Annotated in this window: 15 protein-coding genes; 4 read left to right on the top strand and 11 right to left on the bottom strand. The window is 67.7% G+C overall.

Features of this window, described 5'->3' with window-relative positions:
* Nucleotides 1-372: 372 nt before the first annotated feature.
* From E1261_RS20115 to E1261_RS20090, 6 genes are all read right to left on the bottom strand, one after another.
* Nucleotides 373-1,425 (bottom strand): FAD-dependent oxidoreductase, encoded by a 1,053-nt coding sequence (locus tag E1261_RS20115; protein WP_338033938.1) that lies wholly within the window; start codon nucleotides 1,423-1,425, stop codon nucleotides 373-375.
* Nucleotides 1,426-1,489: 64 nt separating this feature from the next.
* Complete coding sequence (locus E1261_RS20110) at nucleotides 1,490-2,086, bottom strand: hypothetical protein (protein WP_238176322.1); 597 nt, start codon at nucleotides 2,084-2,086, stop codon at nucleotides 1,490-1,492.
* A gap of 77 nt (nucleotides 2,087-2,163) precedes the next feature.
* Nucleotides 2,164-3,675: a precorrin-2 C(20)-methyltransferase gene (locus tag E1261_RS20105; RefSeq protein ID WP_132408622.1), complete on the bottom strand. Its 1,512-nt coding sequence runs from the start codon at nucleotides 3,673-3,675 to the stop codon at nucleotides 2,164-2,166.
* Complete coding sequence (locus E1261_RS20100; RefSeq protein ID WP_132408620.1) at nucleotides 3,672-4,307, bottom strand: precorrin-8X methylmutase; 636 nt, start codon at nucleotides 4,305-4,307, stop codon at nucleotides 3,672-3,674. The genes E1261_RS20105 and E1261_RS20100 overlap by 4 nt, the downstream gene beginning before the upstream one ends.
* Entirely contained in the window at nucleotides 4,301-5,380 is a 1,080-nt protein-coding gene (locus tag E1261_RS20095) for a nitrite/sulfite reductase (protein WP_238176321.1), read from the bottom strand. Before E1261_RS20095 ends, E1261_RS20100 begins: the two co-directional genes overlap by 7 nt.
* Before the next feature lie 43 nt (nucleotides 5,381-5,423).
* Complete coding sequence (locus E1261_RS20090) at nucleotides 5,424-6,587, bottom strand: MFS transporter (protein WP_132408616.1); 1,164 nt, start codon at nucleotides 6,585-6,587, stop codon at nucleotides 5,424-5,426.
* A gap of 141 nt (nucleotides 6,588-6,728) precedes the next feature.
* Between E1261_RS20090 and E1261_RS20085 the strand changes: the two genes are divergently transcribed.
* Nucleotides 6,729-7,205, top strand: coding sequence for a MarR family winged helix-turn-helix transcriptional regulator (locus E1261_RS20085; protein ID WP_132408614.1), 477 nt, complete (start codon nucleotides 6,729-6,731; stop codon nucleotides 7,203-7,205).
* A gap of 10 nt (nucleotides 7,206-7,215) precedes the next feature.
* Here the strand turns inward: E1261_RS20085 and E1261_RS45990 are convergent, their stop codons facing one another.
* The gene (locus E1261_RS45990; RefSeq protein ID WP_202874865.1) at nucleotides 7,216-7,860 is read right to left on the bottom strand and encodes a collagen-like domain-containing protein; all 645 of its coding nucleotides are present in this window, start codon (nucleotides 7,858-7,860) and stop codon (nucleotides 7,216-7,218) included.
* 140 nt (nucleotides 7,861-8,000) lie between these two features.
* Between E1261_RS45990 and cobF the strand changes: the two genes are divergently transcribed.
* A complete protein-coding gene (cobF, locus tag E1261_RS20075; RefSeq protein WP_132408612.1) occupies nucleotides 8,001-8,747 on the top strand; it encodes a precorrin-6A synthase (deacetylating) in 747 nt (248 codons plus the stop codon).
* A 78-nt stretch (nucleotides 8,748-8,825) separates the two neighbouring features.
* Nucleotides 8,826-10,388 (top strand): carboxylesterase/lipase family protein, encoded by a 1,563-nt coding sequence (locus E1261_RS20070; protein ID WP_132408610.1) that lies wholly within the window; start codon nucleotides 8,826-8,828, stop codon nucleotides 10,386-10,388.
* Here E1261_RS20070 and E1261_RS20065 read toward each other — a convergent pair.
* The 3 genes from E1261_RS20065 to E1261_RS20055 are packed head-to-tail and all read right to left on the bottom strand — an operon-like array spanning nucleotide 10,348 to nucleotide 12,855.
* On the bottom strand, nucleotides 10,348-10,962 hold the full coding sequence (locus tag E1261_RS20065) for a TMEM175 family protein (RefSeq protein ID WP_165952572.1): 615 nt from the start codon (nucleotides 10,960-10,962) through the stop codon (nucleotides 10,348-10,350). The genes E1261_RS20070 and E1261_RS20065 overlap by 41 nt on opposite strands.
* 25 nt (nucleotides 10,963-10,987) lie before the next feature.
* Nucleotides 10,988-12,250, bottom strand: a complete 1,263-nt coding sequence (locus E1261_RS20060; RefSeq protein ID WP_202874864.1) for an MFS transporter — start codon at nucleotides 12,248-12,250, stop codon at nucleotides 10,988-10,990.
* A 56-nt stretch (nucleotides 12,251-12,306) separates the two neighbouring features.
* Nucleotides 12,307-12,855: a helix-turn-helix domain-containing protein gene (locus E1261_RS20055; RefSeq protein ID WP_132408606.1), complete on the bottom strand. Its 549-nt coding sequence runs from the start codon at nucleotides 12,853-12,855 to the stop codon at nucleotides 12,307-12,309.
* Between the two features lie 76 nt (nucleotides 12,856-12,931).
* On the opposite strand from E1261_RS20055, the gene E1261_RS20050 reads away from it, so the two are divergent.
* Complete coding sequence (locus E1261_RS20050) at nucleotides 12,932-14,509, top strand: serine hydrolase domain-containing protein (protein WP_202874863.1); 1,578 nt, start codon at nucleotides 12,932-12,934, stop codon at nucleotides 14,507-14,509.
* Here E1261_RS20050 and E1261_RS20045 read toward each other — a convergent pair.
* Nucleotides 14,472-15,062, bottom strand: coding sequence for a maleylpyruvate isomerase family mycothiol-dependent enzyme (locus tag E1261_RS20045; protein ID WP_132408604.1), 591 nt, complete (start codon nucleotides 15,060-15,062; stop codon nucleotides 14,472-14,474). The genes E1261_RS20050 and E1261_RS20045 overlap by 38 nt on opposite strands.
* Nucleotides 15,063-15,065: the final 3 nt, after the last annotated feature.

Below are 15,065 nucleotides of genomic sequence, written 5' to 3'. Positions count from 1 at the left end.
GCAAGAGCACTACTTCGCCCGCACTCCCCAAGACCCTGATCACGCAAACCGCATGCTGCTCTTCTACCGCTTCCACATCTGCATCATCGAAGCCGCCTGGGAACCAACCTGGGCACCAGCCCACACCACCTGGGCCAACAACCTCATCACCGAGCTTTCCTAAGCGTCCGCGCGTCGGCAGCCGGCTCCCCGTCCTGACCCGGAATATTGTGATGGCCTGGGCGTCCGGCAGCGCCGGGCGTACCGACGGACGGGTAGTGGTTCGTCCAGCGGTGAGCCGCGCAGCGTGCGGGGGCAATCGCCGACAGATTCCCGGGGACCACTACCCGCTGGCCGGTACGCCGGACCCGCGCACAGCGGGCCGCGGGGGCTTCAGGTTGTTTGGGGTTTGAGGAGGGTTCGGAGGGTGCGGGCGGCGGTGAAGCCGGCTCGGTTGGCGCCTATGGTGCTGGCGGAGGGGCCGTAGCCGACTAGGTGGATGTGGGGGTCGGCGGTGGTTTGGGTGCCTTGCATGCGGATGCCGCCGGAGGGTTCGCGGAGGTGTAGCGGGGCGAGGTGGGCCAGGTCGGCTCGGAAGCCGGTGGCCCAGAGGATGGTGTCGATGTGTTGGTGGTGGCCGTCGGGCCAGGTGGGGCCGTCGGCTGTGAGGTGGTCGAACATGGGGTGGCGGGTGTAGACGCCGCGGTCCCAGGCGGGTTGTTCTTGGGGGCGTAGGTGCAGGCCGGTGACGCTGACGACGCTGCGGGGTGGGAGGCCGGCGCGGACGCGTTCTTCGACCTTGGCGACGACTTGGCGGCCTAGTTCGGGGCCGAACTCTTCACCGGTGCGCCACTCGGGCGGACGCCGCGTGACCCAGGTGGTGGTGGCGACCTCGGAGACCTCTGCAAGGAGCTGTACGGCGGATGCGCCGCCACCGACCACGAGCACCTGCTGGCCGGCCAACTCAGCCGCACCGCGGTAGTCGGCAGTATGCAGCTGCAGGCCTTGGAAGGCCTCGATCCCGGGGTACCACGGGATGAACGGCCGATTCCACGTGCCGGTCGCGTTCACGAGCGCTGCGGTCCGGTACGTCGACTGGTCCGTCAGCACCTCGAATCCACCGTCGACGCGCTGCACGCTCTCCACCGCCACCGGCCGCACCACCGGCAGCCCGAACCGCTTCTCGTACGAAGCGAAGTACGACGGCACGAACACGTTGGCCCGCTCCGGCCCAGCACTCGCAGGCACCGGTACCCCGGGCAGATTCGCGATCCCGTGCACGTCGTGCATCGTCAGCGAGTCCCACCGGTGCTGCCATGCGCCACCCGGCTCCGGGTTGCGATCCAGTACGACGACCTCGTCGTACGGCGTGAATCCCATCCGCACGAGGTGGTACGCAGCCGATAGCCCGGCCTGCCCGGCGCCGATCACCACAACCTGTTGCACACCACCCACAACACGCACCCGGCGACGCATCTTCCCGTCGCCGGGTGTGGTTGGAGCAGGACTATCAGTTCTCGGAGGCGATCAGGCGGTCGATCTTCTCGTGGTAGCGCTGGCCACTCTTGCCGCCGATGATCGCGGACAGCAGCGTGACCACGAGCAGTGCGACCCCGGCGATCACACCGCCGGTGGCGAGCGTCTCAGTGGACAGGGCGATGTCAGGGCGTTGTACGTCGCCCAGCCAGTCGTACTGGCTGTTCAGCAGCGCGCCGGCACCTGCGGCGAGGAGTGCGACGAGGATCGCCACCATCCAGACGCCGAAGCCGTTCCGGGCGCCGTCGAAGCGTGCGAGCCGACCGGCGACGTAGCCGCCGCTGTAGAAGGCCACTGCGATCACCACGATCCCCATCACCGAGGCGGTCAGGCCTGCGGCGGCGGGTGCGGCTTCGGCGTCACTGCGGTTGTAGTCGAGGACCTCGGCAGTCAGCAACGCCACGGCGGAGACCGCGGAGGACAGCAGCACCGACATGGCGATCGCGATCAGCCAGCCGAAGAAGGCGGCCCCGAACTTGAATCCCCGATAGACCAGCAGCGCCGCGTCGGCGGCCGGCTGGCGATCCGGTGCGACCATTGGCCGGTCCGGGACGGTCGTCACGTTGCTCATTGTCCGTTCTCCTCACAGGTGAGCTCTTGCGACCAGTACCCCTCTGGCTGTGCGCCAACACCGGTTGCGCTGCGGATTTAACCCGGCTCTGTTCTACCCGGGTAGCGCCTCGGCGTGAAGACCAACGGCCCGGCCGGCCGGGAAACACTCCGCGTCTGGGAGGAGCCGATGAGCAGCAGACACCGCATGTCGACAGTCTCAGGGTTCAGCTCACCCAGCGTGGTCACAGTGACGGACTCATGAGCTCCACCGACGTCACGACCCACCACTACCGGTGTGTCCGCGGAACGGCGTTCCAGCAGCAGGTCCCGGGTTGCGGCCACCTGCCAGGTGCGGGACTTCGAGGCGGGGTTGTAGATCGCGATCGCCAGGTCGGCGGCCGCAGCGGCAGTCAGACGCTGGGCGATGACGTCCCACGGCTTGAGGCGGTCTGACAGCGACAGCACGCAGTAGTCGTGTCCGAGCGGCGCACCGACCCGGCTGGCCACGGCCTGCGCAGCAGTCATCCCAGGCAACACCTGTACGGCGATGTCCGCGTACTCCGGTTCCGATGCGACCTCGGTGACCGCACTGGCCATCGCGAAGACACCCGGGTCACCGGACGACACCACGACCACTGCGGAACCCTTGCGCGCCAGGTCGAGTGCGAACGCCGCCCGCTCCGACTCAACCCGGTTGTCCGATCCGTGCTTGCGCTGACGAGCCCGGTCCGGCAGGCGGTCGACGTACGGGCCGTAGCCGATCAGGTCGTCCGCTCCGGCAATCGCTGCGCGCACCTCGGGTGTCATCCACTCCGGCCCAGCAGGACCGAGGCCGACGACAGTCACCGAGCCCTCGTGCGCGGTCCGCACTGCCGGCGTACTGAAGGTGTTGTTGATCGGACTGGGCAGCAGTGCCAGCGAGAAGTACGGAACCGCGTCCGGGTCGACCTCGGACAGCGGTGCGATCCGCTGCTCCGCGGTGGTGGCGCGTTCGACGTACCAGGCCTCGTCAGCACGGCCGGCCAGCTCGAATGCCTCGCGGACGTTACTGAAAGTGCGCCCAAGCTTCATCACTGCGGCAGCGTCCGTGTTCCGCAGCCGCTCGGCCAGTGCGTCCGGCGGCAGCGTTCCCGGCAGCACGGTGAGGATCTCGTCGCGCTCACACAACGGCCGTCCGAGTACGGCGGCTGCTCCGCTCACCGAGGTCACTCCCGGCACCACCTCACACGGGTACCGGTCAGCCAGCCGCTTGTGCATGTGCATGTAGGACCCGTAGAACAGCGGATCGCCCTCAGCCAGTACGACGACATCCCGGCCCGCATCGAGATGCGCAGCGAGTCGAGCCGCGCAGTCGGTGTAGAACTCGTCCATGGCGCCCTGGTAGCCGCCAGGGTGGTCAGTGGTCTCGGTGGTGAGCGGGTAGACCAGGTGCTCCTCGATCTGCCCGTCCCGCAAGTACGGCGCGGCGACCGAGCGCGCGATACTCCGCCCGTGCCGCGCACTGTGGAACGCGATCACGTCCGCAGCACCGATCAAACGCGCAGCCTTCATCGTGACCAGCTCAGGGTCACCCGGTCCGAGTCCTACGCCCCACAGCTGTCCGGTCACTCTTCCTCGCTCGCAATCGCATTCACAGCGGCAGCGGTGATCGCACTGCCACCACGACGCCCCCGCACTACCAAGTACTCCAGTCCGAGCGTGTTCGCCGCCAACGCCTCTTTGGACTCGGCAGCACCGATGAACCCGACCGGAATCCCCAGTACGGCGGCCGGCCGCGGACCGCACGCTGCGATCACCTCGAGCAACCGGAACAACGTGGTGGGCGCGTTGCCCACCGCGACGACCGCACCGGCCAGGTGCTCGGCCCACAGGTCCACTGCGGCCGCACTGCGAGTCGTCTCGAGTTGCGCGGCCAGCTCAGGCACACCCGGGGAGCTCAGCGTGCAGATCACCTCGTTGTCGGCAGGCAGTCGCCGCCGAGTGATCCCGGCAGCGACCATCTGCGCGTCACACAGGATCGGTGCGCCGTTCTGAAGGGCGGCGCGGGCGTTCTTGACCACGTTGGGCGACCAGGCCAGGTCGGCGACCAGATCGGTCATGCCACAGGCGTGGATCATCCGCACCGCGACCTGTGCCACGTCGGCGGGCAGGTGGTCGAGGGAGGCCTCGGACCGGATCGTCGCGAACGACCGCCGGTAGATCTCCGCGCCGTCCCGCACGTACTCGAACCCGCTCACCACGTCTCCCTCGCTGGAAAATCGACCACTGCGCCGTCGACCTGATACCCGTTGCCGACGGCAAGTATGTCGACAAAGCCACCCGCCGGTTTCCCGCACCGGCGTTCACACCCTGACCAGTGCACCCGGCGTCCGTCCCGCACCAGCTGTGGCACGATCCGCTGCGCATCGCCGCGGACGTCGGCCAGCGCCTTCGCACAGCCGGGGCGGCCCGCACACGCTGTCACACCGTTCCAGATCGAGTCAGGTGTTGTGATCAACCCGACAGCCTGCAACGGCTCACCGGCCATCGCTGGGAGCACGATCGAACGCCAAGGCGTCACCCGGACCCAGTCCGCGACCTCTGTGAGCAGTACTGCCTGCTCCTGCGTCAAACTCCCGAGCGGAACGGTGGCTACCAGCGCCGCCCCATGCTCACCAGCCTCAACCGGCGCACCGGCCGCCGGGAGCTCGTCAGTCGCCTGCAGGCCCAGCCGCTCCAAAATCCGGCTCTCGCCATCCTCTACCTCGGCGATCCGCCACTCTGCAGCGTCCCGCACCTCCAGGAAGGTCGCTGCGGCCGCCAGCATCACCTCGACCACCTCACCCCAGCCGACACGCACACCGCGCGCACCGAGGGTCAGCAGCGCCTCCCGGGCATCGACTGCCTGGACCAGCACATCCGCACCCGAGGCGACCAGGTCACCACGTCCGTCATCCAGTGCGAACAGGAACCGCCCCGGCAGTTCGGCCAGACCAGGATGCGCGCACAGAGCCCGGTCGAGTGCAGCAGCGAGCGGCAGTACGTCGTACCGGCCGTCCAGACCGGACAGCGGGGAGACGAGGATGTTGCGGACGCGCTCGTGAGTCAGCGAGGGGAGTAGTCCGGCCCGGTAGAGGCGGTCGGACAGTTCTCGTGGTCCATCTGGGCGCAGGGCACGGATCTGCAGGTTCCCGCGGGAGGTGAGTTCGAGTCGGCCGTCACCGAGGTCGAGCGAGGCGGAGCGGAGTACGTCGAGTTGTGTGACGCTCAGCAACCCACCAGGTACCCGGATCCGAGCCAGGCCGCCGTCAGCCGCCTGGTGCACTGCCAGCACACCAGGGCACCTGTCTGTCGAAGTCCGCACCACAACGGTGATGCTACGTGTCGGCCGCCTGTGTCCTGGACCACGTCACCACTCCGACCGTCAGTGCAGCGCACACGCCACCCAGCGTCATTGCGATCGGCACTGACCACGCGTCCACGACCAGGCCGCCCAGCAACGCGCCCATGGACAGCACTGCCTGGAACGACGAGGTGAACAGCACGGTCGCCGCCTCCCGCGCCTGCGGAGCCGCCGCAGCGAACATGCTCATCGTGCAGACCGGTACGCCGCCGTACCCGAGTCCCCACACCACCAGCAGGGCAACGACTCCCGGCGTACTGCGTCCGAGCAAGGGGAGCAGCAGCATCGCAGCGGCCATCAGACCGGCACAGGTGGCAAAGGTGAGTCGGAGGTGCCGGGCGGCCGTCGTACCCGCGACAAGGTTGCCGACCAGGCCAGCGCCGCCGTAGACGAGCAGCAGCAGGCTGATCAGGTCGGAGTGCACGACGGGCCGCAGGAACGGCGTCACGTAGGTGTAGGCGGCGAAGTGGCCGGTCACGATCAGGCAGGTGGCAAGCAACGCCTGGTTGCTGCCCCGGAGCGCACCGCGCAGCACGGACAGCCGGGTGACCTGCAGCGGCGGCAGCGGAGGCACAGTCAGGTAGAGGGCGACCATCACCACCAGTGACAGCGCTCCGAGCGCGGCGAACGAGGCCCGCCATCCCAGCAGTTCGCCCAGAAAGGTCCCACCCGGTACGCCGAGGAGGGTGCCGAGCGGGACCGCGGAGAAGATCACCGCGGTCGCCCGGGCCGTCCACTGCTTGGTGACGAGCCGCTCGGCCAGACCGGCACCGATCGACCAGAAGCCGCCGATGGTGAGCCCTACGAGGAGGCGGGCGAGTAGTTCGAGCTCGTAGGAGGGTGCGGCGGCAGCCAGGAACCCGGCCGCCGCCAGCAGCCCCATCAGCGCGCACAGCATCAGCCGGCGGTCCAGCTGCGCAGTAGTCACCGTGATGACCGGTGCGGCGACAGCGGCGACCAGCCCAGGCATGGTCATCAGCCAGCCCGTCCGCCCCGCGGTCAGGCCGAAGTCGGTACCGATCGGCGTGAGGAGCCCGACCGGCAGGATCTCGGTAGTGACGATGGTGAAGATGCCCAGCGTCACCGCAGTCACGCCGAGTCGATGATTGACCGGCGCCCGCGTCAGCTCGAGTGTCATGCCATCCAGCCAATCGACCGCCGGCGCCCGAGACTGGCGGATTTACGACGGCGGCGCGACCGGCGACCGCGTTGTCGCAATCTCGCCATCGTCCGGAGCGGGATGATCTGGGGGCAGATAATCCCGAGCTAGACTCGAATCATGGCCACTCTGCGCACCGTTCCCGACCTCACCGGCTACCTGAACCATGCCGGACATGTGCTCGAGACGCAGTTGCATGCCGCCCTGGCCGAGATCGGGCTCACGACGCGCATGCAATGCGTGCTGGGTCATGCCCTGGAGGCCGAGCGGACGCAGATCCAGCTCGCTGAGCTGGCCTACCTGGACAAGACCACGATGGTGGTCACGGTCGATGCGCTGGAGAAGGCCGGGTACGCCGAGCGCAAGGCGTCGGCCACCGACCGGCGGGCCCGGATCGTCTCGGTCACCCCGGCTGGCGCGAAGCTCGCGCGCGAGGGGCAAGCGATCGTCGACCGGGTGCACCAGGAGGCCCTGGACGCGCTGGCAGCCGACCGGCGGACGCCGTTCGTGGAGGCCTTGCAGACGCTGGTCGACGGGCATCTGGCCACGCCGGTCGAGGCGCAGCCCGTCCGCCGCGGAAGGCAGCGAACGAGCTGACGCGGGTCGCTCAGGAGTTGCTCTTGCCCGGTGTGCAAACGATGAAGCCGTAGGCGTCGATGGTGTCGGACAGGCCGCCGTCGGCCTTGCTGTACCGCGCACCGAAGAACCAGCGCAGTCCGTCGTAGCTCGGCTCGGACTGGAAGTAGGTGAGTCCTCGGCCGGAGTTCGTGCCGCCGCCATGGCCGCCGTTCACAGCGACCTGGCCGGCGGGACAGCTGGCCTGCCACTGCGCCCACTCGCCGTCGCGAATGACCTGCTTGAAGATGGTCGGTGGGTTGACGACGAAGCCCGCCGCGTCACCCTTCGGCCCCTGCGGACCAGCGGGCCCAGCCGGGCCGACCGGTCCGGCAACACCCTGCGGGCCGGCGGCACCCTGCGGCCCCGCCGGGCCGGCCGGACCGAGGTCACCCTTCGGGCCCTTCTGGTTCCACGAGGTCGGCGTCTCGTAGAAGCGGCAGGCGCCGCCCTTGGCCGGGTCGATGATCCGCACGTCGCCGAAGTTCCGGTCGACGCACGCACTGATCGTGACCGGCGCCGGCTCGGCCGCCGAGGCGACCAGCACGGTGCTCGCGCCGAGTGCCACTGTCGCCCCCAGCACTGCCGCGACCGTGCGCGACCGTCCCACCCGTAGTGCTCTGTTTTTCAGGTCCATGCCGTCGATTGTGGAAATCAGATGCCTGTGGCAACAGTCGCGGGCAGGCCGTCGCCAGGGCCACGACCGGTTCGCGATCGGGCAATCCACACTGGGAGTCAGTCGGCAGTCACGCGCGGTGGATGGCTTAGTCTGCCCGCATGCAGATCCTGGTGATCGGTATCGGCGCAGGCGATCCGGAGCAGCTCACGCTGCAGGCGGTCGCGGCACTGAACCGGGCGGACGTGTTCTTCGTGCTGGACAAGGGTGACGTCAAGCAGGAGCTGGTCGATCTGCGCACCGAAATCCTGCAGCGGCACGCGACCGGGTACCAGGTCGTTGTCGGTCGCGATCCCGAGCGGGACCGGTCCAGTACGGCGTACGTCGAGGCCGTCGACGACTGGCGGCGGCGCCGGGCGGATGTGTGTGCGGAGCTGATCGCAGCGAACCTCGGTGCGGACCAGGTGGGCGCGTTCCTGGTCTGGGGCGACCCGTCGCTCTACGACAGCACGCTGGCGATCCTCGACGACATCCTGGCCCGCGGTGAGCTGTCCTTCGAGATCGAGGTGATCCCCGGCATCAGCAGCGTCTCCACGTTGGCTGCCCGGCACCGCGTGCCGCTCAACCAGGTGGGCCGTCCGGTGCAGATCACTACCGGGCGGCGGCTGGCCAAGGAGTGGCCGGACGGTGTGGACGATGTGGTCGTGATGCTGGACGCTCACACCGCTTTCACCGCACACCTCGACCAGGACGCCACCATCTACTGGGGCGCCTACCTGGGCACGCCGGACGAGCTGCTGATCGCCGGTCCGGTCCGTGAGGTCGCAGCGGAGATCGAGAAGGTGCGTGCGGAGGCTCGCGAACGTAAGGGCTGGATCATGGACACCTACCTGCTGCGTCGTTCTTAAAGCCTTAGACCAAAGGTGGTGGGCCCCTGGTCGTCCGGCCGAAGCGGCAGGTGCCCAGTCCGGCCGAAGCTGCTGGCTATGACGAAGAAACTCTTGGCACTGCTCACCGCAGTCCTGCTCCCACTGGCCATACCCGCGCCGGCGGCCGCGTCGGACGTCGTACAGACGGACTCGGGAGCCGTTCGGAGTAAGACAGTCGGGCAGGCGCGTGTCTTCGACGGAATCCCGTACGCCGCGCCACCGGTCGGCGCACTGCGCTGGAAGGCACCGCACCCGGTGCAGCCGTGGTCTGGCGTCCGCGAGTCGACGCTCGGCAGCCCCTGTCCGCAACAGGCCAATCCCGAAGTCCCCAAGGGCTCCTCAGCCGAGGACTGCCTCTACCTGAACGTCACCGCCCCGGCCAAGCCGTCTGCGAAGCCGCGGGCTGTCATGGTGTGGCTTCATGGCGGCGGGTTCTTTCAGGGCACCTCCAACAACTACGAGGCCTCAAAGCTCGCTGCGCGCGGTGACGTGGTCGTAGTGACGGTCAACTACCGCCTGGGCATCTATGGCTTCTTCGGCTATCCAGGTCTGTCCGGTTCGGGGACGTTCGGGCTGCAGGACCAGCAGGCGGCCCTGCGCTGGGTGCAGCGCAACGCACGTGTCTTCGGGGGAGACCCGCGCAACGTGACGGTCGCGGGGGAGTCCGCCGGCGGGATGAGCGTGTGTGCGCAGCTCACCTCTCCCACTGCGACTGGCCTGTTCGGCAAGGCGATCATGCAGAGCGGCTCGTGTGCGTTCAACTGGGCCGACAACAGCCAGTACCCCAGCCAGGCGGCCGATTCCCCGTGGCGTCCGGTCCGCGATGTCCAGGCCAACGGCAAGGAGTGGGCGGCCGGCCAGAGTTGCCGGACCATCGACTGCCTCCGCAGCATCGACTCCGACGTGCTGCTGGCAGGCACACTCCAATTCACCCAACTCGGGTACGGCGGGAGCGCCGTACTGCCGCTGAGTTCGGCCAAGGCGTTGCGGGCTGGGCTGTTCCACCGGGTGCCGATTGTCTCCGGCAACAACCATGACGAGGCCACGTCGTGGCTGCCTGCGTTCGGAGAGATCAAGGACTACCCGAAGCTGGTCACCGACATGGTCGGTGCGAAACAGGCGGCCAAGGTACTGCAGGAGTACCCGCTGAGCCGGTACGAGTCGCCGGCGGCTGCCTGGGCCGCAGTCACCACCGACCGGATCTGGTCGTGCACTCAGGTCGCGAGTAGTCAGCAGGCAGCTCGCAAGGTGCCCGTCTATGCGTACGAGTTTGCTGACGAGCACTCGCCGCTTGTGCAGCCCGGCCAGGGCGCAGCGCATGCTGCCGAGTTGCCGTACCTGTTCCGGCTAGGTGGGTTCGACTTCCCGTTCTCCGAGACCCAGCAGCAACTGTCGAACCAGATGATCGACTACTGGACGTCGTTCGTCCGCACCGGCAACCCGAACGGCCCCGGCCGTCCGGACTGGTCGCCCACCGGCCAGCGCGAGGTCAAGGGACTCTCACTGGCTCCGACAGACCAGTCCGGCATCCACCCGGTCAACCTGAGCACCGAGCACCACTGCGACTTCTGGGCGAGCCTTAGCCAGCAGGACGGCGTACCAGGTCCCAGGCTCGCATGACGAACGGCGAGAGCAGCAGCAAAAGTAGGGCGTAGAAGCGAACACCCGGCACGAACGTCGCCAGAAGGAAGGCGAGCAGCGTCAGCCCGGTCAGCACGAGGGAGTTGTCGAGCTCCCGGCGGCTGACCGGGTCGTCCGGGTTCTCGATCTCCTGGTGTCCCCGGATCATCCAGGTGAGGGCCGTCTGGGTGAGGCTGAGCGCGAGGATCGTTCCACTGTAGAAACCGGCGGTGAACTGCGAGCTCTCGAAGGTGCCGACGATCTCGGTCGGGAACGGCAGGATCACGATCGCCAGCAGCCAGAGCAGGTTCAGTCGCATCATGTTCGCCGTGTAGGCACGCACGTGCTCGAAGACCCGGTGGTGACCCAGCCAGAAGTTCGCGATCACCACGAAGCTCAGCAGGAACGAGTAGATCTCCGGCTTGTGCTCGGTGACCACCTCGAGCGCGGTCAGGTTCTCGGCCTTGGACTCGGTGACCACCTCGACCAGCGGCAGGACCAGCAGCGTCAGTGCGATCGCAACGACCGCATCGGTGAACAGAACCAAGCGATCCGGATTCCTTGTCTTACTCACGGCCGCCACCCTAATGCAGTCAGGCCTAGCGCCGACGGATCAGAGCAATCGTCAGGAGGAGGCCTGCGGCAACAAAACCGGCAGCGGCGATCCAGGCGACGCTGTAGCCGTCCCGGAGCGCCAGTAGCTCGCCCGCCCCGTCAGATAGCCGTTGTGACGTGGTGGCTGCGGCCAGAGTGGCCAGTACGGCGGTGCCGACTGCTGCACCGGCCTGCTGGGCAGTGTTGTTGAGTCCCGAGGCCAGTCCGGCATCGCTGGGAGCCGCAGCGGCCATGGCCAACATGATCGCGGCCGGAATGGCCACCCCGACCCCGGCACCCATCACTGCGAGTACAGGCGCGACATTGACGACGTACGAGCCGTCAACGGGTGCCTGGCTGAGCCACAGCAGTGCCAGCGCGAACAGAGCGAGGCCGACGAGCAGCATCCGGCGTGGGCCGTACCGGACCGTCAGCCGGGGCGCGATGGACAACGACATCAGCGCGTTCATCAGTGGTGCCGGCAGAAAGGCCAGACCGGTCGAGAGCGAGTCATAGCCGAGTACACGCTGCAGGTAGAGCGCAGTCATGAACTGGAAGCCGAAGCCGGCCGCGAACAGCAGCATGACCACGACATTGGCCACAGTCATCTGCCGGCTGCGGAACATTCGCACGATGGCTACCAGGGCAGCCCGGAGTACGTCGGCGCCTTTGCCCAGGCCGAGACCGCGTTCACGGGTGAGCAGGCGCTGGGCGAACAACAGGGCGAGCAGGCCGATCGGAACGTTGATGAGGAACGCCCAGTGCCAGCCGATGGTTTCGGTGATGACTCCGCCGAGGATCAGGCCGATGGACGCACCGCTGGCGGAGGTGAAGCTGTAGATGCCCATGGCGCGTGCCTGCTCGCCCGGTGCCGGGAAGAGCCCGACGATCATGCCGAGGATGACTGCGGAGGCCAGTGCGCCGCCGACACCTTGCAGGAACCGCCCGGCGATCAGCACCTCGGCGCTGGTGGCTATCCCGCACAGCAGGGACGCCGCGGTGAACAGGCCGAGCCCGGCGACGAACACCCGCTTCCCGCCGATCAGGTCGCCGAGCCGCCCGGCCAGCAGGAGCAGGCCGGCGAAGGCGATCAGGTAGGAGTTCATCACCCAGGCCAGACCGGCGGCGGAGAAGCCGAGGTCGCGCTGGAGCGTCGGCAACGCGACCGTCACCACGGTCCCGTCGAGGATGATCATCAGCTGCATCACGCACAGCACGACCAGCGCCTTGAGGCGTCCGGCCGTGGGAACTTCGGTCTCGATCGTCATGAACGAGACCGTAGCAGATAGTTCCGAAGCAGACTATCTGTTGAGCGATTATCTGTTTAGGTATCAGGTAGTGAGATGATCGACCAGGTGATGCGGTCCTTGCCGGGGCGGGCCTGCAGGTAGGGCTCGATCAGGGCGTGGATCCCTTTCCGGAGGGAGTCCAGGTCGGCGGCGTCCACATACAGTGAGGCCTGGTTGTAGTCGAGCTGCTCGAGTCGGGTGTCGAGGTCGCCGCGCTCGACCAGCCGGTCGAAGTCGGCGGCCAGTTGGGTGAGCACGAGCATGAGTGCGTGCCGGTGCTGGTCCGGCGTCATCGCCCGCGCTTCGTCGATGCCGATCCGGCCGGCTTTGGCCTGATCGAGGGTCAGGGTGCGCTCGATCGCGCCGCGAATGCGCCGTTCGCGGACGACTGTCAGCATGCCGCCCTCGATCAGGGCGGCCACGTGCCGGTAGAGCGTCGTCGCCGGGATGTCGGGCAGATCGTGCTTCAGGTCGGTGGTGGTCACCTCCCGGCCGAGTACGCGCTGGACGATCCGGAAGCGGATCGGGTGCAGCAGCAAATCGGCCAGCGGTGTTGAGGCCCGTGGTGTTGAGGGTTGGGTCATGGTCTACCCCTATTGATTCCAAGTGTGGGAATAATATCCTTTGTGGTACCAATCGCCCTAGACCGAGGAGTCTGCCGTGTCGTTCCGCTCGCAGCCCGATAGTCCGAAAAGCGCAGGTCTCTCGCGGCGCACCGTGCTCGCTGCCGCGGCAGCCGCCGTACCGGTGAGTGCCCTTGCAACCACCAGTGCCGGCGCAGCGCCCGTCGCCACCAAACCATCCCGTACGACGCCCGTCGCGGTCGGGCGGCTCTTCGACAAGATCGAGGCCGGGATGGCGAAGTACGCGATCCCTGGTGTCGGTCTGGGCGTCTGGTACCGCGGCTGCGAGTACGTGCGCGGTTTCGGCGTCACGAACGTGGACAACCCGTCACCGGTGACCGCGGACACCGTCTTCCGGATCGGCTCCACCAGCAAGACCTTCACCGCCACGGTGATCATGCAGCTGGTCGAGCAGGGGCGCGTCGACCTGGACCGGCCGGTCCGCACGTACCTGCCTGATTTCGCCACGGCCGACCCCGCCGTCGGTCCGCGGGTGACGGTCCGGCAGTTGCTGAACCACTCCGCCGGCTGGCGTGGTGACACGTTCGTCGACACCGGTGACGGCGACGATGCACTGGCCCGGTATGTCGCAGCGCTGTCCGCGGCACCGCAGTTGACCCCGCTGGGCAAGGTGTTCTCTTACAACAACGCAGCGATCGGTGTGGCCGGGCGGATCATCGAGGCGGTCACTCGGAAGCCGTACGAGACCGCTACCCGGCAGATGCTGATCGACCCGCTCGGTCTGGCGCACAGTCGGTTCTTCCGCAGCGAGCTGGGCGGTTTCAGCGTCGCTGCGTCCCACAACATCGTCAACGGCAAGCCGGTCGTCGAGCCGTCGTTCGACGCGATGCCGCGCAGCCTGAACTCGTTCGGCGGTCTGATCTCTAGTGCGCAGGACCAGTTGCGCTATGCGCGTTTCCAGCTCGGCCACCACGGGTTCCCGCGGTTGCTGCGGGACCGGACCCGCGTGGCCATGCAGACCAACCCCGGACCGGGCGGCACGCTGTTCGTCGAGGTGGACGGTGTCGGGGTCGGCTGGATGATCCGTCCGACGGCAGAGGGCCCGAAGGTGATCCAGCACGGCGGTGACTGGAGCGGCCAGCACTCCGGCTTCCTGATGGTGCCGAAACGCGACTTCGCCCTCACCGTGCTGACGAACTCGGAGAGCGGCCCGGCGTTGACGGCAGAGCTGTTTGGAGGCGACTGGGCGCTGGCCGAGCTGGCCGGCGTGCACAACCTGCCCGCCGTACAGCGTCCGTTGTCGCCGAAGGAGCTCGCGCCGTACGAGGGCACCTACGTTGCTAGCCAGGTCGGTATGGATGGCGTGGAGAGCTCGTTCGGTCTCGACCTGAAGGCTGACCAGGGGCAGCTTCTCGCCTCGGCCGATGGGCAGCCGGCCCTCCGCCTCGGCTTCTACCGCCGGGACTACGTGCTGTCACTCGGCCTCGACGGCACACCGGACCACGTCCGCGCCAACTTCGTCCCCGGACCGGACGGCAAGCCGGCCTTCCTCCGGTACGGCGGCCGCCTGTTCCGCCGGCAGACCGCAGCCGGCCGAAGCGCTGCGGGTCGTCAGCTCACGAGTCTCGCCGAACTGACGCGTCCCGTCCGCTGACCAGCAGCAGGAGATCCTGAGCGGTGCCGGTGACGACCTCACCAGCACCGTAGGACCAGTCCAGATCGGTTGCGCGCAGTTCGGTGTTCGACAGATCCACCCCGAAGTACTTCAGGTGCTTCGGCCCGAGACCACTCAGAACCACGCGCACCCGCTCCAGCGGTACCCGGCGATCGATGCCTAGCGCAACGGTCATGTCGAGCCCGTGGATCACGTCATGCGACAACGCACCCTCGTAGCCGCCACCTGGTGGCTTCCACGGGTGGTTGATGTTCTCCCGCAGACAGGCCAGCAGCTCTGCGTTACTCAAGGCCGCGGTGTCGGCGCGTGCTGCCCGCTCGGAGAAGCGGTTGAAGCGGCCGCCTGCCTTGGCTATCCCCAGCAGAACGCGGGGCATGGAGTAGCGGTAAGCCATGGTGATGTGGGCAACCACCTCACGCACCCGCCAGCCAGCGCACAGGCTCGGCTTGTCCCAGTCCTCCTCGGACAGTCCGGTCAGTAGCTCGACCAGATCACTACGTTCAGCCGCAACGAGCTCTCTAATGTCTGTCATACC

This window comes from Kribbella albertanoniae (assembly GCF_004348455.1).
Lineage (GTDB): Bacteria > Actinomycetota > Actinomycetes > Propionibacteriales > Kribbellaceae > Kribbella > Kribbella albertanoniae.
Note: the sequence above shows the minus strand (reverse complement) of the source record. Positions and strands in the feature narration are given on the sequence as shown.